Raw genomic sequence first — 18,640 nt, forward strand, 5'->3', positions numbered from 1 at the left:
GATGGTCCCCTTGTCGTTATGGTTCATCGGGCCGCGCGCAGCCGCTTGAGCTCGCCGGCGAAGAAATCCTCGACGACCGGCACGACCTTGAGCCCGTCATGCGGCGTGTTCTTCACCAGATCGAAGCGGGCGGAGATGCCGTGCTCTTCGAAGGATCGGCGCAGCATCGCCAGCCTCTCCGGCCGTGTGGCGCCGGCATGGTTGGCATCCGGCATCCAGTTGCGGCCGCCGGGCTTGTGGGTGATTTCCCAGGTCTCGAGATCGGCCGCGCCTACGACCATCTGCACCGCGACCTGCCTCATCGCCTCGATATCGAGCGGCTGGCCGAACAGCTCGGCGAAGTCGCGCGTGCCGACCCACCAGTCGCGGGTCGGATCGAGCAGGGTCACCGAGCCCGGCGCGCCGATCGAGACACCCCAGAGGCGCTGCGGCTGCAGCATCAGGAAACGATGGGCGAAGTGCCCACCACCGGAATAGCCGAAAAGGCCGAAGCGGCTGAAATCGAGCCCGTAGCGTTGGGCGACCTCCTCGACCATCTCCAACAGGACATGGTCGTAGCGGATGCCGCCCTCGCGCATGTATTTGAAGCCGTCGCGATTATCGTCGCCCATCACGCCGATCGGAAAGAGCGGCGCCAGCACGACGCAATGGTTCCAGCGCGCGAAGGCCTCGAAGGCATCGCGATAGCCGGTGAAGCCACGACCGGTGCCGTGCATGGCGACGACAAGCTCCGGCTTGACCCCGCCCTTGCCGAGATCGCGCGGCACATAGAGGCAGTAGCTGAAGCGCGGGTCGTGCTTCGAGGCATAGACCGGAGTCGCGCCGAATTCGTAGAGCGCCTTGCCGCGCGTTGCTGCATCGTCATCGGACTTGCGGCTCGGCTCGTGGACGACACTCATCGGCCATTTCCTTTGGCGATATAATTGGCGCCAATTATGTTGCATGTTGAATAGGCGACCGCAACCCGGCCGTTCCGGCTCGCGCGATTTCTGCTAGAGAGACCTCCATGCCGGAACGGAAAACCCGCAACGCCAGCACGCGCCGCGCCGCGCTCGCCAACGAGATCGCCCAAGCGATCCGCTTGCGCATGTTCCGGCCCGGCGAATGGCTGCGCCAGATCGATCTGGAAGAGCGCTTCCAGGCGACCCGCTTCGACGTCCGCGCGGCGCTGGACGAACTCTCCGTCCGCAAGACGATCGAACACGTGCCCAATCGGGGCTATCGCGTCACCGCGATCGACATGCGCACCTATGAGCAGATCCAGGCAGCCCGCCAGATCCTGGAGCCGGCGGCGGCCGCGGGCATTGTCGCGCAGATCGACGCGGCATCGATCCTGCGGCTGGCCGCGCTGGCGAAGCGCTTTTCCGATTCCGTCTCGGCCGGCAGCCGGACCGAGCAGAGCGAGATCAACCGCGCCTTCCATGAATTGATGTATTCCTTCTGCGGCAACGCGGTCGTCGAAGAACTGATCTGGGGCCTACGCGACCGCTCGCGCGGCTCGCAGATCACCGTCTGGATTTCCCACGAGTCGCTTTTGCAAAGCGACCGCGAGCATCACGAGATGGTCGAAGCCGTGCAGTCACGCGATGCCGGCCGGCTCTCGCAGCTGATCGGCCGGCACATCACCAAGGTCGGCGCGGCCGAGCCGGCCTATTCGCCGACCGTAACCTCCCAGGCACGCGGCAGCGAGCTCACGGTCGAGACATAGCCCTTGGTTTTGGCGCTCATCGCCCCACCGACAATGCCGTTATAGAGCATCACCATCGGCACTTCCGCGAGGAAGCGCTTGTGCAGCTCGTCAAAGATCGCCTGGCGCTCATCCTTGCCGTTGACGATCATCGACTTGTCGAGCAGCGCCTGAACCTCGGGATTGTCCCAGAGCTTGCGCGGCTGCTTGTCCTTCGGCCCCGTCATCGACTCGTAGCTCAAGGCCGGGTCCATGCGCCCCGAATAGGGGAAGGCCTGGATCTGGTAGTTGCCCTTGGTGTAGCGGTCGAGCTGCGTCGCCCATTCCAGCACCTCGATCTCGACCTTGAGACCGATGGCCTGCAGCATTTGCTGCGCGACGACGGCGGTATCGAAACTCTCGGGATAACGCTTGTTGGCGAGCATGGTGATGGTCTCGCCCTTGTAGCCGGCATCAGTCACGAGCTTTTTCGCGGCGGCGGGATCGTAGCTCCAGCCCTGCCTCTCGACCGGCCCGTAATAGGCCGAGAGCATCGGCACGATCGCGTTGTTTGGCACGCCGATCCCGTCTGTGACGGCGTTGACCAGCTCCTTGGAATCGATCGCGGCAGCGATGGCCTGGCGCAGCTTGACATTGCCCAGCAGCGGATCGCGCGTCTGGATGATCAGCCCGACCAGCCCCATGCTGGAAACGACCGAGGTCTGGACCGCCTTGTTGCCCTTCAGCTCGGCGATATCGGTGTTGGCAATGTCCGGGACGATATCGATGTCGCCCTTCAGCAGGGCGGCTTTGGCGGTGGCGTTGTCGGGAATGACGAGGAAGCGGACCTCGTCGACCAGCGGCTTCTTGGCGCCGGTCAGACCGTCGAGCTTGCCGGGCAGCGAGACGTAACCGGCGAAGCGTTCCAGCTTGATATATTCGCCGCGCCGCCACTCGGCGAGCTTGAACGGGCCCGTTCCGATCGGCTTGTCGAAACTGCCATCGGCTTTCAGCGAATCCTTGTGCAGGATGCCGGTCATCGCGCAGTCGGTGCGCGCCAGCGAAGACAGGAACAGCGCGCTCGGCTTGTCGAGCTGGAACACGACCGTCCGCTCGTCCGGCGCTGAGACGGTCTCGACCTTGACCTGACCGCGCCCGTCGAACTCCGACAGGCAGCGCCAATCGGTCTTCGGGTCCATGTAGCGATTCCAGCTCCACAGCACGTCTGCCGAGGTCAATGCGGCGCCGTTGTGAAACGTGATGCCCTGGCGCAGCGCGAAGCGGTAGGTCTTGCCGTCCGGCGAGACCGCGATCGTCTCCGCCAGCAGCGGCTTTGGCAGGCCATCTTCCCCGTAGGCGACGAGACCTTCGACCATCTGCAGGATGACGCCATCGGTATTCGCGTCGCGGTTGACGCCCGGATTGATCGAGCGGATGTCGGCCCGAAGCTGGATTCTCAGCGCGCTTGCCGAGACGGACTGGGCAAGGCCGCCGCACAGAAGCGCGGCGGAAAGCAAGGTGCAGGCAGTCGTTCGGCGCATCATGTTCCCCTTGTTGTTATCGGTCGTGACGCGGTGCGCGCAGGATCTTATTCGGCGGCTTGCGCCAGAAGCACGGGCTCCTCGGTCAGGCTGTAGCGGGTGAAGACGCGGTTCTGCGCCGGCAGCGGCGCGACCTCCATGATGCCCTTCGCCGGCTGCATGATCACCATCGCGACCGTGGCCGAAAGATTGCCCTGCTCGTTGGGACGCGCCGGGCGGCAGACCGAATAGGGCGACAGGAAATCGTCGAAGAGCGCGTTCTTGAGATCGTCGACGGTCAGCTTGCGGCCGGCCTCGTCGAGCAGCTTCTTCACCCGCCAGTCGCGGTAGAAGCTCTCGGGCACGCGGGGGATGCTGGTGTTCTTGACCTTGGTCAGTGCGATCGACCCGACCCAGTGATTGGCATGCACAATCATCCCGTCTTCCGGGTAGATCGGGAAGGCCTCGTCCGGCGCGCATTCGAAATCGATGCCAAAGCCCTTCACGGTCGAGAGCATCATGTTGTTCGAGCAGGCCTTCGGCGTTGCTGCCACCGCCTTGATCGCGAAGGCGAGATGCTCCTGCTCCAGCACCTTGCGACGGATCAGCGCCAGCGGCACGCCGCTCTGGGTGAAATCACGCTCGCATTCGAGGTAATTGGCGGTGATCGAGATGCCCACCGCGTTCATGCCGCAGCGGGCGAGCCCGCCCGCTTCGACGAAAGTCAGGAAATCCGGCCCGTCATCGCGGCGCACCCGCAGCACGATCGCGGTTTCCGCACATTCGGCGCGCCAGTCCCAGTTCTGGCCGTGGATCAGCTCGCCGGTGGCACTGCGTTCCGGCAGAATGATCGCGCCCGTGCAGCCATCGTCGAGCTCTTCGGTGGCTTCGACAGGCTTGTTCTTGACCATCCGCGCCTTTGCGATCACCTCGGTGCGGGCATTGACCATGATAATGTCTTCGAGCGCGACGCCGGCCCCGTCCGCGATCCCCCGCATCTCCTCGATGTAATGCGCGCCAAAGGCTTCGATCTCGCCGGCGAACTCGCCGATCAGAGCCGATTTCGCCGCGGCGTCGTAGCCGAGATCACCGAGCTGTCCGCCATAGAGTTCGATCGAGCGCTTGACCCGTGTCGGCACAGCCGCGCCGTGCTGGCGCCCACGCTCATAGGGCATGCCGGACACATCGACGAAAGGACAGGGCTGGACCATGGCGCGGAACTTTCCGATAGGCTGGCGGAACATCGAGCGACAATGTATTTCATCATAAACTAAGACAATCAAGAGCTGTCCATGGCCAGGCCGACCCGACTGCAGCAGGAGATCGCCGAGCGCATTCTGCAACTCGTTCGCGACGACGCGCTGCTTGCCGGCGCCTGGCTCAACGAGAACGCGACGGCGAAACGTCTCGGCGTTTCGCGCACACCGGTCCGCGCCGCGCTGGATCACCTCGCGAGCCAGGGCTTCGTTCGCCGCCACCTCAACAAGGGCGTCGAAATCCTGCAACCGCCCCTATCCGGCGCGGCCGCCCCGCCCCCCGACGCGCTTGACCTCGCCATGCTCAAGCTCGCGCAGCACCGCGAAAACGGCGCCATGCCTGATGAAATCTCCGAGCTGGAGGTGATGCGCCGCTATGATCTCGGCCGGCCGGAAGCGCAAAAGCTGCTCGCGCGCCTCGCCGATCTCGACATGGTGGAGCGCAAGCCGGGCTATGGCTGGCGCTTCCTGCAGCCGGCGCGCGATCCCCGCGTGCATCTGGAGCGCTACCGTTTCCGTCTCATCGTCGAGCCGATGACGATGCTCGAGCCCGATTTTCGGCTCGATCCGGCCTGGACCGCCGAGATGCGGGCCCGGCACCGTCAAGTGCTGGAACAGCCCTGGCAGGAGACCTCGCCGATCGGCTTCTACGAGATGAACGCCGCCTTTCACGAAGGGCTGGCCGCCGCCTCCGGCAACCGCTTCCTCCATTCGGCGGTGAAGCGCCAGAACCAACTGCGGCGGCTGTCGAATTACGACTGGGTCTTCGGGCTGGAGCGGGTCCGGGTCAACTGCGACGAGCATCTGCGGATGCTGGATCTGCTCGAGGCGGGCGAGAACGCAGCGGCCTCCGACCTGATGCGCAGCCATTTGCTGCGCGCCAGCACGCTCAGGCCGACCACCGTTGCGCCTCCCGAGGGTTGACCCCGCCACGATTTCGGCTCGCAATGGCGACGAACCCTAATCCGACAGGTCTTGACCGCATGAACGCCCACCAGCCTTCCCACGCCATCGACCCCGCCAAGCTCGACAAGCTGGCCGAGGTCGCGATCCGCGTCGGCCTCAATCTTCAGCCGGGGCAGGATCTCTTCCTGACCGCGCCAGTGGCGGCGCTTCCGCTGGTGCGGCGCATCGCCGAACACGCCTACAAGGCTGGTGCCGGCATCGTCACGCCGATGCTGTCGGACGAGGAGGTGACGCTGGCGCGCTATCGCTTCGCGCCGGATGCCAGCTTCGACAAGGCGCCGGGCTGGCTTTATGAGGGCGTCGCCAAGGCCTTTTCGGCCAACACCGCCCGTCTCGCTGTTGTCGGCGACAACCCGATGCTGCTCGCCAACGAGGACCCGGCCAAGGTCGGCCGCGCCGCCAAGGCCAATGCCGCCGCCTACCAGCCGGCGCTGGAAAAGATCACCGGCTTCGACGTCAACTGGAACATCCTGGCCTATCCAAGCCCGGCCTGGGCAAGGCAGGTCTTCCCGAACGAGCCCGAGGATGTCGCGGTCGCCAAGCTGGCCGAGGCGATCTTCGCCGCCTCCCGGCTGAACGAGGCCGACCCGGTCGCCGCCTGGAGGGCGCATAACGCAGCCTTGCGCACCCGCCGCGACTGGATGAACGGTCATCGTTTTTCAGCGCTGCATTTCACCGGGCCGGGCACCGACCTTACGGTCGGCCTCGCGGACAATCATGACTGGCAGGGTGGCGCCTCGCCGGCCAAGAACGGCATCATCTGCAACCCCAATATCCCGACCGAGGAGGTCTTCACCACGCCGCATGCGCGCCGCGTCGAGGGCCACGTTTCCAGCACCAAGCCGCTGTCCCATCAGGGATCGCTGATCGACCAGATCCAGGTGCGCTTCGAAGGCGGCCGTATCGTCGAGGCCAAGGCTTCGCGCGGCGAGGCCGTGCTGAACAAGGTGCTGGACACCGACGAGGGCTCGCGCCGGCTGGGCGAAGTCGCGCTGGTGCCGCACTCCTCGCCGATCTCGAAGAGCGGCATCCTGTTCTACAACACCCTTTTCGACGAAAACGCCTCCTGCCACATCGCGCTCGGCCAATGCTATTCGAAGTGCTTCGTCGATGGCGCGAGCCTCACCCCGGAGCAGATCGCAGCGCAGGGCGGCAACAAAAGCCTGATCCATATCGACTGGATGATCGGCTCCGGCGAGGTCGATATCGACGGCGTCCACGAGGACGGTCGTCGCGTGCCGGTGTTCCGCAAGGGCGAGTGGGCCTGAGCTGCAGATCTGGCATCGAGCATGGAGGGCCGTGATGCAGGATCCGCATGATCTGGCCCGCTTCGTCACGGCGCAGGAGCAGGTCTGGCCTGCCGTCAAGGCCGAGCTTGCGTCGGGCCGGAAGCGCAGCCACTGGATGTGGTTCGTCTTCCCGCAATGGCGCGGGCTCGGCCATTCGCCGACCGCGCAATTCTATGGCATCGGCTCATTGGCCGAGGCGCAGGCCTATCTCGGCCATCCGCTGCTCGGAAAACGGCTGCACTGGTGCACCCAGGCCATCCTCGCGCATCCCGGCCGCTCGGCGCACGCGATCTTCGGCTCGCCCGACGACATGAAGCTACGCTCGTCGATGACGCTGTTCGAGCGCGCCAGCGGCGATGCTGCCAATCCCTATGCCGCAGTCTTGGAAACCTTTTTCGATGGTGAGCGAGACGAACGCACGCTTGCGCTCCTGCATGGATAGCGTTTGACGCCCCTCACTTCTCGACGAAGGCCTTTTCGATGACGTAGTCGCCGGGCTCGCCGTGATTGCCTTCGGTGAGGCCGCGTTCGACGAAGATCGTCTTGAGGTCGGCCAGCATCTGCGGCGAGCCGCAGAGCATGAAGCGGTCTTGCGCGGGGTCGAAGCCCTGTTGGCCGATATCAGTGAAGAGCTGGCCCGAGGTGATGAGATCGGTGATGCGGCCGCGATTGCGGAAGGGCTCGCGCGTCACCGTCGGGTAATAGGTCAGCTGGGCGCGGATCATCTCGCCGAGGAACTCGTCCTGCGGCAGCTCGCGCTGGATGCGCTCGCCATAAGCCAGCTCCGCCACCTGCCGGCAGCCATGCACCAGCACGACCTGGGCATAGCGCTCATAGGTTTCAGGATCGCGGATCAGCGAGAGAAACGGCGCCAGCCCGGTGCCGGTGCCGAGCAGGAACAGCCGCCGGCCGTCCTTGAGATTGTCCAGCACGAGCGTGCCGACCGCCTTCTTGCCAACGATGATGGGGTCGCCCACCTGCAGGTTCTGCAGCCGCGAGGTCAGTGGCCCGTCCTGAACCTTGATCGAGAAGAACTCCAGCTCCTCGTCGTAATTGGTGCTGGCGACGCTGTAGGCCCGCAACAGCGGCTTCTCGCCTATTTTCAGCCCGATCATCGTGAACTGGCCATTCTTGAACCGGAACGTGGCGTCCCGCGTCGTCGTGAAGCTGAACAGGCTCTCCGTCCAATGATGGACGCTCAAAACCCGCTCCTCGTAGAAATTGCTCATCGCGTCGTCCTGAAAGGCTGTCGGCTCATGCGGCGCGCCTCATAGCCTGTTTTGCAGTGCAGCGAAACGCGGCGCCGCGTAAACCTCCCATGCCCGAGGCGCCGGCCGCGATGGCCAGGATCGTCGCGTGGACGATGACCGGCACCCTTCATTGACAAGCGCAGCTGCCGCAACGAAAGTCGCAGGCAAGCAACCCGTTGCGGAGCGCGCGCCCCTCGCCGAAATCTAAAGCCGCATCGGCGATCCGCCGTCGACGATGTCTGGAGGGGACGGCTGACGGCGTCTGACGAGGAACTGTCCATGACCATCGACCGCAGGCGCTTCCTGGCGGCTTCCGCCGGCGCCGTCGTGCTGGGCGCGCCGTCGCTCGTGCGCGCACAGGGTGGCGGCGTCATTCGCATCGGCGAGGTCAACAGCTACACCGCGCAGCCGGCCTTCCTGAAGCCTTATCGCCAAGGCTGGGAGCTGGCGCAGGAGCTCGCCAACGCCGCCGGCACCCGCCGTTTCGAGACGATCTTCCGCGACGATGGCGGCAAGCCGGAGGACGCCGTGCGCCATGCCGGTGACCTCATCAATGGTGAGAAGGTCGACCTCCTCGCAGGCGGCTACCTGTCGAATATCGGCCTGGCGCTCGGCGACTTCGCGCTGCAGAACAAGCGCCTTTACGTCGCCTCCGAGCCGCTGACCGATGCGCTCGTCTGGTCCAAGGGCAATCGCTACACCTTCCGCCTGCGCCCCTCGACCTACATGCAGGCCGCGATGCTGGTGGAGGAGGCCGCGAAGCTTCCGGCCAGGAGATGGGCTTTGATCGCCCCAAACTATGAATACGGCCAGTCGGCGGTGAAGTGGTTCAAGGAGCTGCTCAAGAAGGCCAAGCCCGATGTCGAGTTCGTCGCCGAGCAGTTCCCGGCGCTCGGCCGCATCGACGCCGGCGCCACTGTGCAGGCGCTGGAGTCAGCCAAGCCCGACGCGATCTTCAACGTCACCTTCGCCGGCGACCTCAGCAATTTCGTGCGCCAGGGCAACACGCGTGGACTGTTCGAGGGCCGCAGCGTCGTCTCCATGCTGACCGGCGAGCCGGAATATCTCGACCCCCTCGGCGCCGAGGCGCCCGTCGGCTGGATCGTCACCGGCTATCCCCATGCCGAGATCAAGACGTCGGAACATAGCAAATTCGTCGAAGCCTATCAGGCGAAATACGGCGACTATCCCCGCCTCGGCTCCGTCGTCGGCTATTCCACGATGCAGGCGATCGCCGCCGCCGTGGACAAGGCCCAGTCGACCGAGACGGAAAAGCTCGTCGATGCCTTCGCAGGGCTGAAATTCGCCTCCGTCTTCGGCCCGGCGGAATTTCGCGCCATCGATCACCAGTCGACGGTCGGCGCCTATGTCGGCAAGACCGCGTTGAAGGACGGCAAGGGCGTGATGGTCGACTGGCGCTACGCCGACGGCGCGAATTACCTCCCGCCCGACGATGTGGTGAAGACGCTGCGCCCGGCTGGCTGAGCGGGTCGCCATCGACACGATAGCCGACCGGTGGCGAAACCCGCATGTTCGACCTGATCCTGACGCAGACGCTGAACGGGCTGGCCTCGGCCTCCTCGCTTTTTCTGGTCGCCTCGGGATTGTCGATCATCTTCGGCGTCACGCGCATCGTGAACTTCGCCCATGGCTCGCTCTACATGCTGGGGGCTTATCTCGCGACAACGCTGGTCGAGAGCTTCGGGGTCGCGAGCCCGCTCGGCTTCTGGGGCGGCGTGGTGCTGGCGGCGCTGTGCGTCGGCCTCATCGGGGTCGCGATCGAGATCGTCATCCTCCGGCGCATCTATCAGGCTCCGGAGCTGTTCCAGCTGCTCGCCACCTTCGGCGTGGTGCTGATGGTGCAGGACATCGCGCTCGCGATATGGGGGCCGGAGGATCGGCTCGGGCCGCGCGCGCCCGGCTTCAGGAGCTTCGTCCTGATCTTCGACAACCGGTTTCCGAGCTACGAACTTGTCCTGATCGCAGTCGGCCCCGTGGTGCTAGGCGGGCTCTGGTTCCTGTTCCGCAAGACGCGCTGGGGCACGCTCGTGCGCGCCGCGACGCAGGACCGCGAGATGGTCGGCGCGCTCGGCGTTAACCAGCGCTGGCTCTTCACCTCGGTCTTCGGCTTCGGCGCGGCGTTGGCCGGTCTCGGCGGGGCATTGCAGCTGCCGCGTGAGGCGGTGACGCTGCATATGGACCTTTCGACCATCGCCGAGGTCTTCGTGGTCGTGGTGGTCGGCGGTCTCGGCAGCGTCGGGGGGGCCTATCTTGCAGCCGCTCTCATCGGGATCCTGCACGCCTTCGGCATCCTGATCTTCCCCAAGATCACGCTCGTCCTCGTCTTTCTGGTGATGGCGGTGGTGCTGATCGTGAAGCCTTACGGTCTGATGGGCCGCAAGCCAGCGGACCAGGCCCACAAGCCCACTACAGCCGAGCCGCTGCTGACACCAGCAAGCGGAGCGGCGAAGCTCGCGGGTCTCGCGGCCCTTCTGTTCCTCATTGCGGTTCCAATCGTCGCGACCGACGCCTGGCTGCTGGCTTTGACCGAACTCGTGATCTTCGCGCTGTTCGCCGCCTCGCTGCACTTCATGATGGGGCCGGGCGGGCTCGCCTCCTTCGGCCACGCCGCCTATTTCGGGCTCGGCGCCTATGGCGCGGCGCTGGCCGTGAAATGGCTGGGAGCGCCGATGGAGCCGGCGCTGCTGATGGCCCCGTTCCTTGCCGGCATCGCCGGGGTCGTCTTCGGCTGGTTCTGCGTGCGGCTTTCGGGCGTCTATCTCGCCATGCTGACGCTGGCCTTCGCCCAGATCGCTTGGGCGACGGCGTTCCAGTGGGTCGAACTCACCGGCGGCGACAACGGCATTCTCGGCGTCTGGCCCTCAGCCTGGGCCGTGCCGAAGGCCGCGTTCTTCTACCTCACCCTCGCCATCTGTGCGGCAAGCGTGGTCCTGCTGCGATGGATCATTTTTGCCCCGCTGGGCTACGCGCTCCGCGCCGGCCGCGACAATCCGCTGCGCGCCGAGGCGGTCGGCATCGACGTGATGCGGGTTCAATGGGCCGCATTCGCGATCGCGGCCTTCGCGGCGGGCATTGCGGGAGCGCTCTTTGCCTTCTCGAAAGGCTCGGTCTTCCCGACCTATCTGGCCATTCCCCGCTCGGTCGACGCGCTGTTGATGGTGCTGCTCGGCGGCGTGCAGACGATAGCGGGGCCGGTCGTCGGCGCCTTCGCCTATATCGGCCTGAGCGAACAGCTGGTGAAACTCACGCCCTATTGGCGCTTCGCGCTCGGCCTCGCGATCGTCCTGCTCGTCATCCTGTTCCCGCGCGGTCTGGTCGGCGGCTTTCTCGCGCTGCGCGAGCGTCGCAGCCTGCCGGGGGTCGCGCCGTGAGCGCGCCGGCAGACGCCGTGCCCATCCTAAGCGTCCGTGATCTCGCGAAATCCTTCGGCGGCGTGCACGCGGTGCAGGGCGTTTCTTTCGAGGTGCGAGCCGGCGAAATGCTCGCGCTCATTGGCCCCAACGGCGCCGGCAAGACCACCTGCTTCAATATGCTCGGCGGCCAGCTCAAGCCGGATGCCGGCACGGTGACGCTTCAGGGCCGCCCGATCACCGGCCTCCTGCCTCGCGAAATCTGGCGCCATGGCGTTGGCCGCACCTTCCAGATCACTGCGACCTTCATCTCGATGAGCGTGCGCGAGAATGTCCAGATGGCCCTGATCTCGCGGGAGGGCGAACTCTGGAATGCATTCGCCCCGGCGCGCGATCGCCATGTCGCCGAGGCCGACGCCTTACTGGCGCAGGTCGGGATGCGGGAGCAGGCCGACAGGGCTTGCGGCATCCTCGCCTATGGCGACCTGAAGCGCGTCGAGCTCGCCATCGCGCTCGCCAACCGCCCCAGGCTGCTGCTGATGGACGAGCCTACGGCGGGCATGGCCCCGCGGGAGCGCATCGACCTCATGGCGCTCGTCGCCAGCATCGCCGAAACGAAAGGCATCGCCGTGCTGTTCACCGAACATGACATGGATGTGGTTTTCGCCCATGCCGACCGGATCATCGCGCTCGATCGCGGCCGGCTGATCGCAGACGGCCCGCCCGCCGCCGTGCGAAACGACGCGAAGGTCCGCGCGGTCTATCTCGGCACCGACGACGACACGCCGGAGACAGCCTGATGAGCGCGCTGCTCGAAGTGGCCGGGCTCGATGCCTATTACGGCCGAGCCCAGATCTTGCGCGGCGTCGCATTCTCGGTTGCGCGCGGCGAGGTGCTGGCTTTGATGGGGCGCAACGGCGCCGGCAAATCCACCACGATGAAGGCGCTGATGGGGCTGCTCCCGCCGGCTCGCGGCACGGTCCGCTTCGAAGGGCGGCAGATCGAGGGCAGGCAGCCCTTCGAAATCGCCCGTCTCGGCATCGGCTATGTGCCCGAGGACCGGCGGATTTTCTCCGAGCTGACGGTGACCGAGAATCTCGCGGTGGGGGAACGCCCGCACCGCGAGGGCGCCCCCCGCTGGACGGTCGAGAAGCTCTTCGCGCTTTTCCCCAACCTCGCCGCGATGCCCGACCGGCCGGGCGCCGCGATGTCGGGCGGCGAGCAGCAGATGCTGACCATCGCCCGCACCCTGATGGGCAACCCGACCTTGCTTCTGCTCGACGAACCCTCGGAGGGCTTGGCCCCGGTCATCGTGCAGGCGATGGCGAAGGTCATCCTCGCGCTGAAGAGCGAAGGCTTGTCGATCCTTCTGTCGGAGCAGAACCTGCACTTTGCCGGCAGCGTCGCGGATCGCGCCGTGATCATCGAGAAGGGCGAAATCCGTCATGAAGGGACGATGGCTGCGCTCAAACACGACGCCATACTGCGCGCGCAATATCTTTCGGTGTGAGATGCCGCGACCTTCATGCCAGAATTTTGATCGGCCCCGTCCTTGCTGCGCCTGACCGGCAGCGTTGATCGCTGTTTCAAAAACACCCCTTGAGCGGAAGCAGACCATGAGCGAAATCATCGTCGTCGGCGCTGGCGTCATCGGCACGTCGCTCGCCTATCGCCTAGCCCTGACCGGCGCCAAAGTGACCGTGCTGGAAGCGACGCGGGTCGGCGGCGGCGCCTCCGGCATCTCCTTTGCCTGGACGAATTCCGTCAACAAGGAGCCGCGCGCCTATCACGATCTCAATGTCGCCGGCATGCGCGCGCATGCCGCGCTGAAGGACGAGTTCGGCGCGACGCCCTGGTGGCATGGCGGCGGACGCGTCGAGTGGAAGGTGCCGGACGCCTGGGCGGCGCAGCAGCGGAACGTCGCGCGTCTCCAGAACTGGGGCTACGGCGCCGAATGGATCGACCGCAAGCAACTGCTCGATCTCGAGCCCGAAATCGCGCCCGATGCCGTCAGTGACGCGCCGATAGCCTGGTATCCGCAGGATGGCTGGCTCGATCCGGTGGTCTATGCGCAGGCGATGATGAGCGCGGCCAAACGTCATGGCGCGGTGCTGCGCACACAGACACCGATCGCCGGGCCGATCGTCGAGGGCGGCAAGGTCAAGGGCGTGCGCAGCGAAAGCGGCGAGCGCTTCCATGCCGATCTGGTGGTCAACTGCACCGGCCGCTGGTCGAATGACACGATCGGAAATGCCCTGCCGCATGTGCCGCTGGCGCCCACGGTCGGCTTCCTCGTCTTCACGCCGCCGGTTCCTTCCGGCATCCAGCGCGTCGTCGCCACGCCGTTTTGCGATTTCAGGCCGGACGGAGCCGGGCGCCTGATGGTGCATTCCGGCGCCGCCGACGAGTTGGTTTCACCGGAGCTAGGCAGCGATCCCGGGATGGAGCAGGCAAACGAGGTGATCGCCCGGCTGCTCCACGTCCTGCCCGGCATCGCGCCGCTGAAGCCCGAGGCCGCCCGCGTGACCATCCGGCCGATCCCGGCGGATGGCTTCTCGGCGGTCGGCCCGGTGCCGGGCGTCGAGAATTATTACGTCATGGTGACCCATAGCGGCGCGACACTTTCGCCCGCCCTGGCGGCGATGGCCGCCGACGAGATCGTCAACGGCATCGAACGCCCAGAGCTCGCGACGTTCCGGCCGCTGCGATTCTTCGCCAACGAGGCCAGACCAGGTTGAGGCAGATGTGCGCATACCACCAGTGATGTGTCGCGGAACCAGGCAGTCGTCCCGGGCTTGACCCGGGACTCATTCCGGCACCTCTCCCATCAGCGTTCCGGAATGGATCCCGGATCTTCGCTTCGCTCCGTCCGGGACGACCCATGTCGGGTTTGGAGCGAAGCGCCGGATGCGTGTTACCAGCGGCAGGCAGCGCTCAGCGCTTGCGCTTGGCGCCGATCAGCTCGTCCCATTTGCGGAAGGCGACCACCATCTTGTCGGGCTTCAGCGGCAGCTCGATCGGGTTCTTGGCGATGAGGTCGGCATATTCGGGCCGGCCGAACTCCGCGACGACGTCCTGGCTGCGCTGGGGCGCGAGCGAGAGCGGCACGTTCTTCACCGCCGGGCCCGGATAGAGATAGCCCTCGTCATAGGCGTAGGCCTGCATCTTCGGCGTCAGCACATGCGCCATGATGTCGAGCACCACGGCGAGGCGGTCGTTCGGGATGCCCTTCGGCACGCACATGAAGAAGGCGTCGGAGACCCAGTGGAAGCCCTTCAGCGTCTGGATCTTGGCCTCCTTCGGCACGATTCCCAGCGCGCGCGGGTTGATGTCCCAGCCCGTGGTCGAGATGATGATGTCGCGCGAGCCGTCGCCGAACTCCTTCATCGTCGCGCCGGTACCGGCCGGATAATACTCGATGCTTTCGCCGAGCTCCTGCAGATAGGCCCAGGTTTTGTCCCAGCCATTGACCGGGTCCTGCGGGTCCTTGTCGCCGAGGATATAGGGCAGGCCCATCATGAAGGTGCGCCCGGGCCCCGAATTGGTCGGGCGCGCATACATGAACTTGTTGGGATTGGCCTTGGCCCAGGCCAGCAGCTCCTCGACGGTGGTCGGCACCTGCTTGACGCGCTCGGGGCTGTATTCGAGCAGCGGTCCGGAAGGGTAGTAATTCACCACCGTGCCAAAGCCGGCCCCCTGGACCTTGTGCAGGTTCAGCGCCGCCGGCTCGTAGTTCTCCTCGATATTCGGGAATTTGTCGGCGAAATCCGGGAAGATCTTGAGCCAGAGATTCTGCTCCAGCCCTGCTGCCAGCCCATCCGAACCTGTCAGGATCAGATCGAGGTCGGAGCGGCCGGCGTCCTGCTGCGCCTTGATCTTGCTGGCCAGCTCCGGCGCCGGCGCCTTCACATAGGTGATGCGCGAGACGAGCTTCGGATTGGCGCTGCGATAATCGTCGAAGGCCTGCTGCATCAGCGCCAAGGCTCCGCCGACATCGATGATGTTGATGGCGACCGGAGACGCCGGCAGCGGCGGCGAGGCCGCAAAGGCACCGCCCGCCCCCGTCGCGAGCGCTCCCAATCCACCCAGTACCGTGCGGCGGTCCACGCCTCCTGAAAATACGGTCATCTCAATCCCCTTTTGCTTTTCGTGATGGTTCACGCGGCCGCGCCGGCCGCATAATCGCGTATGAATTCGCCGACGCGGACCCGCTCGATGCGCAGTGCGCTCGACCAGACGACCTCGCTGACGGGCAGCGTGATACGCGCCGCCGACAAGGCCGGCGCCAGCGCCGCGAGCGCCTGCGCGGAGGCCATCGCAATCGCCTGCTCGGCCGTCGCGATTCCCCAGGCGACGACGTTGCGCACCGCATCGTCGAGCTTCAGCGCGGACCCCGCCAGCGAAGCCCCGCCGGGTTGGCGCACCGAGCCGTCGGCCGCGAGATCGACCGGCATGCCGGCGAAGCTGTAGCGGCCTGGCGCGGCGCCGGCCGCGACGACGGCATCGGTCACGAGGATGCAACGGTCCAGACCCTTGGCCCGGATCAGGCTCTTCAGCGCCCTGGGATCGATATGGATGCCGTCGGCGATGAAACCCGCCATCAGCCGGTCTTCGCCAAGCTGCGCGAAGAGCGGGTTGGCGAGCTTGTGCATCTGCTGCGGCAGGCCATTGCCGAGATGCGTGGACAGCGTCGCGCCGGCATCAGTGGCCGCGCGGACAATCTCGAAATCGGCGGCGGAGTGACCGATCGCCACGATTTTTCCGGCCCGCGCCAAAGCCGCGACCGCTTCGACCCCGCCGGCCATCTCCGGCGCCAGCGTCACCATCAGGATCGGCCGCGCCAGCCGGCGTTCCAGCCGCGCCACCAACCCGGCGTCGGCCGCGATCATGGCGTCCGGCGGGTGGCAGCCGGCATAACCCGGCGTCGGATTGAGAAACGGTCCTTCGAGATGGTAGCCGGGGCACATCGAGGCCCCCAGCCGGCTCTCCGTCACGGCGCGGTCCAACACCGCGAGGCGGGCCTCGAGTTCGTGTGCATGCGCCGTGATGATCGTCGGGAGACAGGTCGTTACGCCTGTCGCCAGCATGGCCTCGAGCGCCCGGTCGAGTTCCGGGGCGGTCACAGTGCCCGAATTGAAATCGACACCGGCAAAGCCGTTGACCTGCAGATCGACAAGGCCGGGTGTCTTCATGCTCAGTTCTTCCGGCCCAGCAGCAACGCAGCCGCGTCGTCCAGAAACATCACCGCGTTCGGGTGGGTCTGGAGGATCGACGCCGGGGCGAGGTTGCTGACCGGGCCTTCCAGCGCAGCCTTGGCAGCCTCCGCCTTTCGCGTGTCGGACACCGACAGCACGATCAGCTCGCTTTTGAGGATCTGGCGGATGCTCATCGAGATCGCCTGCTGCGGTACGGCCTCCAGGCTCGGGAACCAGCCCTCGCCGAATTGCTGGCCCCGGCAAGCTTCGTCGAGCGTGACCACGAGATAAGGCTCTTCGGTCTCGAAATCGGCCGGGGGGTCATTGAAGGCGAGATGGCAGTTTTCGCCGATGCCGGCAAAGCAGACGACGATGCGCCGGCCGGCGATCTTTTCGCCGAGCGCCTTCGCCGCGGCCTGCGGATCGCCCTCGCCATCGACCGGCACGAAAGCCGGCAGGTTGCCGAGCGGCGCCATGAAGCGCTCGCGCAGATAACGCCGGAAGCTGGCGGGGTGCGCCTCGGGCAGCCCGACATATTCGTCGAGGTGAAACGCCGTGACCTTCGACCAGTCGATCCCCTCCGCCTTGACCAGATGAGCGAGCATCTCGAACTGGCTCGCACCCGTGGCGACGATGATGGACGCCTCGCCATCGCGCGCCAGCGCCTCCCGAATGGCCCGGGCACCGAGATCGGCAGCGCGCCGGCCCAGCTCGGCCTTGTCGGAGATGATATGCGTCGCGATCATCGAATTTCGAACCTTTTACGAACCAAAAAAATCAATATTGCTTCCATGAGCTTACGGTCGAGAAGCTTCAGTGCAAGGATATTTTTGAACAAGCAGGTTTGGAATCATTCAGGACAGGATGCCGCTTGAGTATGTTGACGATCGATCCCGAGCGACTGGCGTCGTCGCAGGCCCGCGACAGTGCCCGGGCCTATGCGCTCGTCCTTGCTGGCGAAGCCCATTCGCGGGGAGAGATCAGCCGGCGGCTCGATCTGCGCTCGACCTCGACCTCGCGGGCCGTATCCGACCTGCTGGCCCGGCGGCTCCTGATCGAGACCACTGGGGCCGTGGCCGGTCGCGGCAGACCGGCCTTGCTGCTCGTCGCGAATACGCGGCGCATCGGCGCCTCCGTGATCTACGTGTCCAGCCGGGCGCTTGCCGGCGCACTGGTCGACCTTTCCGGCCATCTTGTCGTCCAGCCTCGTCAGCCGATCCCGGAAGATGCCGACAATGATGCGATCGCCACGGCGATGGCCGCTCTCGCAGCGGCCCTGCTGGCCGCCATGCCCACGGGGATGAGCCATGCCGGCACCGCGATCTCGCTATCGGGACTGATCGATCTCCGGCTCGGGCAGTGGTTGCTGGCCTCGCGCTGGCCGAGGATGCGCGGCCTCGATATCCGCAGCATCATCGGGCCGATCGCCGGCCCCGTCGCCATCGTGCGCAATCTCGATGCCGAGCTTCGTGCGCGCGCCGCGCGCAGCCCGGAGCACAGCACTGGCGGAACGCTGCTGCTGCATTGGGGCTGGGGCATCGGCCTGGCCTATGCGCAGGATGGCGAGCCCTACGCCCCGACCGGCTCCTTCGGCGAGATCGGCCATTGGCGGCTGGCCGCCTTGGGCGCGCGGCCCTGCGGCTGCGGCAATACCGGCTGCCTCGAAACCGGAGCGGCACTCTGGTCGCTGCTGCCGACTCTGAGACGTCGCTGGCCCGGTCTGGAGGAAGACGAAGGCCGCCTCGCCAGCCAGCTGGCCACGCTCGATCTGCTGTCGGAGCCCGAGATCGAGGCCGCGGCCCGTCTTCTGGCGCGCTCGCTTGCCAATGCCTGCCGCATCCTATTTCCAGCCCGCATCGCGGTCAGCGGCCCCTTCGTGCGAAACGCGCAGCTTTGGGCGCGGCTGGTGACGCTCTTCCGCGAAGAGGGTACGATGGAGGGCTTCGCTATGCCGGAACTCGCGGGCGTCGAGGCCGGGCATCTCTATGAAATCCATGGGGCGGCCGCGCCGCTCTTGAGCCGCGCCGTCGAGACCCTTCTATCGCCGCAGGTCTGACCACCTTTTCCGCGTGGGCGCTCTGCAGAAAGCGATTGGCGCAACCGAAAGTGGTGCACTAGTATCCCAGA

Annotated in this window: 17 protein-coding genes; 10 read left to right on the forward strand and 7 right to left on the reverse strand. The window is 65.9% G+C overall.

The window, feature by feature from the left end; all coding sequences use genetic code 11:
* Positions 1-23: 23 nt before the first annotated feature.
* Positions 24-899 carry an alpha/beta hydrolase family protein gene (locus AC1DR6_RS21225; protein WP_476831260.1) on the reverse strand — a complete coding sequence of 292 codons (876 nt, stop codon included), beginning with the start codon at positions 897-899 and terminating at the stop codon, positions 24-26.
* 107 nt (positions 900-1,006) lie between these two features.
* Between AC1DR6_RS21225 and AC1DR6_RS21230 the strand changes: the two genes are divergently transcribed.
* Positions 1,007-1,708, forward strand: a complete 702-nt coding sequence (locus AC1DR6_RS21230) for a GntR family transcriptional regulator (protein ID WP_476831261.1) — start codon at positions 1,007-1,009, stop codon at positions 1,706-1,708.
* Here the strand turns inward: AC1DR6_RS21230 and AC1DR6_RS21235 are convergent.
* Both AC1DR6_RS21235 and AC1DR6_RS21240 read right to left on the reverse strand, forming a co-directional pair.
* Positions 1,651-3,207: an ABC transporter substrate-binding protein gene (locus AC1DR6_RS21235; RefSeq protein WP_476831262.1), complete on the reverse strand. Its 1,557-nt coding sequence runs from the start codon at positions 3,205-3,207 to the stop codon at positions 1,651-1,653. The genes AC1DR6_RS21230 and AC1DR6_RS21235 overlap by 58 nt on opposite strands.
* A gap of 47 nt (positions 3,208-3,254) precedes the next feature.
* Positions 3,255-4,397, reverse strand: coding sequence for a C45 family autoproteolytic acyltransferase/hydolase (locus tag AC1DR6_RS21240; RefSeq protein WP_476831263.1), 1,143 nt, complete (start codon positions 4,395-4,397; stop codon positions 3,255-3,257).
* 81 nt (positions 4,398-4,478) lie between these two features.
* On the opposite strand from AC1DR6_RS21240, the gene AC1DR6_RS21245 reads away from it, so the two are divergent.
* From AC1DR6_RS21245 to AC1DR6_RS21255, 3 genes are read left to right on the forward strand one after another with little or no spacing between them, the layout of a single operon-like run.
* Positions 4,479-5,366, forward strand: coding sequence for a GntR family transcriptional regulator (locus AC1DR6_RS21245; protein ID WP_476831264.1), 888 nt, complete (start codon positions 4,479-4,481; stop codon positions 5,364-5,366).
* Between the two features lie 59 nt (positions 5,367-5,425).
* The gene (locus AC1DR6_RS21250; protein WP_476831265.1) at positions 5,426-6,676 is read left to right on the forward strand and encodes an aminopeptidase; all 1,251 of its coding nucleotides are present in this window, start codon (positions 5,426-5,428) and stop codon (positions 6,674-6,676) included.
* Positions 6,677-6,710: 34 nt separating this feature from the next.
* Entirely contained in the window at positions 6,711-7,139 is a 429-nt protein-coding gene (locus tag AC1DR6_RS21255) for a DUF1810 domain-containing protein (RefSeq protein ID WP_476831266.1), read from the forward strand.
* A gap of 13 nt (positions 7,140-7,152) precedes the next feature.
* Here AC1DR6_RS21255 and AC1DR6_RS21260 read toward each other — a convergent pair whose 3' ends face one another.
* A complete protein-coding gene (locus AC1DR6_RS21260; protein WP_476831267.1) occupies positions 7,153-7,926 on the reverse strand; it encodes a ferredoxin--NADP reductase in 774 nt (257 codons plus the stop codon).
* Positions 7,927-8,226: 300 nt separating this feature from the next.
* Here AC1DR6_RS21260 and AC1DR6_RS21265 point away from each other — a divergent pair, with 300 nt between their 5' ends.
* The 5 genes from AC1DR6_RS21265 (at position 8,227) to AC1DR6_RS21285 (ending at position 14,056) form a co-directional block, all read left to right on the forward strand.
* Positions 8,227-9,432, forward strand: coding sequence for an ABC transporter substrate-binding protein (locus AC1DR6_RS21265; RefSeq protein ID WP_476831268.1), 1,206 nt, complete (start codon positions 8,227-8,229; stop codon positions 9,430-9,432).
* Between the two features lie 44 nt (positions 9,433-9,476).
* Positions 9,477-11,339: an ABC transporter permease gene (locus AC1DR6_RS21270; protein ID WP_476831269.1), complete on the forward strand. Its 1,863-nt coding sequence runs from the start codon at positions 9,477-9,479 to the stop codon at positions 11,337-11,339.
* Between the two features lie 17 nt (positions 11,340-11,356).
* On the forward strand, positions 11,357-12,118 hold the full coding sequence (locus AC1DR6_RS21275) for an ABC transporter ATP-binding protein (protein WP_476831270.1): 762 nt from the start codon (positions 11,357-11,359) through the stop codon (positions 12,116-12,118).
* Entirely contained in the window at positions 12,118-12,828 is a 711-nt protein-coding gene (locus AC1DR6_RS21280) for an ABC transporter ATP-binding protein (RefSeq protein WP_476831271.1), read from the forward strand. The genes AC1DR6_RS21275 and AC1DR6_RS21280 overlap by 1 nt, the downstream gene beginning before the upstream one ends.
* Positions 12,829-12,934: 106 nt before the next feature.
* A complete protein-coding gene (locus AC1DR6_RS21285; protein ID WP_476831272.1) occupies positions 12,935-14,056 on the forward strand; it encodes an NAD(P)/FAD-dependent oxidoreductase in 1,122 nt (373 codons plus the stop codon).
* Positions 14,057-14,252: 196 nt separating this feature from the next.
* On the opposite strand, the gene AC1DR6_RS21290 is transcribed toward AC1DR6_RS21285, so the two are convergent.
* The 3 genes from AC1DR6_RS21290 to AC1DR6_RS21300 are packed head-to-tail and all read right to left on the reverse strand — an operon-like array spanning position 14,253 to position 17,259.
* On the reverse strand, positions 14,253-15,446 hold the full coding sequence (locus tag AC1DR6_RS21290; RefSeq protein ID WP_476831273.1) for an ABC transporter substrate-binding protein: 1,194 nt from the start codon (positions 15,444-15,446) through the stop codon (positions 14,253-14,255).
* 29 nt (positions 15,447-15,475) lie between these two features.
* Positions 15,476-16,510 (reverse strand): N-acetylglucosamine-6-phosphate deacetylase, encoded by a 1,035-nt coding sequence (locus tag AC1DR6_RS21295; protein WP_476831274.1) that lies wholly within the window; start codon positions 16,508-16,510, stop codon positions 15,476-15,478.
* 2 nt (positions 16,511-16,512) lie between these two features.
* A complete protein-coding gene (locus AC1DR6_RS21300; protein WP_476831275.1) occupies positions 16,513-17,259 on the reverse strand; it encodes a glucosamine-6-phosphate deaminase in 747 nt (248 codons plus the stop codon).
* A gap of 131 nt (positions 17,260-17,390) precedes the next feature.
* Here AC1DR6_RS21300 and AC1DR6_RS21305 point away from each other — a divergent pair, with 131 nt between their 5' ends.
* Entirely contained in the window at positions 17,391-18,569 is a 1,179-nt protein-coding gene (locus tag AC1DR6_RS21305) for an ROK family protein (RefSeq protein WP_476831320.1), read from the forward strand.
* Positions 18,570-18,640: the final 71 nt, after the last annotated feature.

The sequence above is a fragment of the Allobosea sp. P5_A5 genome (genome assembly GCF_056400625.1).

Excerpts from the sequence above, each read along its gene's own strand:
- AC1DR6_RS21270 (WP_476831269.1), top strand. The coding sequence starts at position 9,477 with ATGTTCGACCTGATCCTGACGCAGACGCTGAACGGGCTGGCCTCGGCC.
- AC1DR6_RS21235 (WP_476831262.1), bottom strand. The coding sequence starts at position 3,207 with ATGCGCCGAACGACTGCCTGCACCTTGCTTTCCGCCGCGCTTCTGTGC.
- AC1DR6_RS21225 (WP_476831260.1), bottom strand. The coding sequence starts at position 899 with ATGAGTGTCGTCCACGAGCCGAGCCGCAAGTCCGATGACGATGCAGCA.
- AC1DR6_RS21230 (WP_476831261.1), top strand. The coding sequence starts at position 1,007 with ATGCCGGAACGGAAAACCCGCAACGCCAGCACGCGCCGCGCCGCGCTC.
- AC1DR6_RS21285 (WP_476831272.1), top strand. The coding sequence starts at position 12,935 with ATGAGCGAAATCATCGTCGTCGGCGCTGGCGTCATCGGCACGTCGCTC.
- AC1DR6_RS21290 (WP_476831273.1), bottom strand. The coding sequence starts at position 15,446 with ATGACCGTATTTTCAGGAGGCGTGGACCGCCGCACGGTACTGGGTGGA.
- AC1DR6_RS21245 (WP_476831264.1), top strand. The coding sequence starts at position 4,479 with ATGGCCAGGCCGACCCGACTGCAGCAGGAGATCGCCGAGCGCATTCTG.
- AC1DR6_RS21295 (WP_476831274.1), bottom strand. The coding sequence starts at position 16,510 with ATGAAGACACCCGGCCTTGTCGATCTGCAGGTCAACGGCTTTGCCGGT.
- AC1DR6_RS21265 (WP_476831268.1), top strand. The coding sequence starts at position 8,227 with ATGACCATCGACCGCAGGCGCTTCCTGGCGGCTTCCGCCGGCGCCGTC.
- AC1DR6_RS21300 (WP_476831275.1), bottom strand. The coding sequence starts at position 17,259 with ATGATCGCGACGCATATCATCTCCGACAAGGCCGAGCTGGGCCGGCGC.
- AC1DR6_RS21240 (WP_476831263.1), bottom strand. The coding sequence starts at position 4,397 with ATGGTCCAGCCCTGTCCTTTCGTCGATGTGTCCGGCATGCCCTATGAG.
- AC1DR6_RS21255 (WP_476831266.1), top strand. The coding sequence starts at position 6,711 with ATGCAGGATCCGCATGATCTGGCCCGCTTCGTCACGGCGCAGGAGCAG.
- AC1DR6_RS21305 (WP_476831320.1), top strand. The coding sequence starts at position 17,391 with ATGTTGACGATCGATCCCGAGCGACTGGCGTCGTCGCAGGCCCGCGAC.
- AC1DR6_RS21250 (WP_476831265.1), top strand. The coding sequence starts at position 5,426 with ATGAACGCCCACCAGCCTTCCCACGCCATCGACCCCGCCAAGCTCGAC.
- AC1DR6_RS21280 (WP_476831271.1), top strand. The coding sequence starts at position 12,118 with ATGAGCGCGCTGCTCGAAGTGGCCGGGCTCGATGCCTATTACGGCCGA.
- AC1DR6_RS21260 (WP_476831267.1), bottom strand. The coding sequence starts at position 7,926 with ATGAGCAATTTCTACGAGGAGCGGGTTTTGAGCGTCCATCATTGGACG.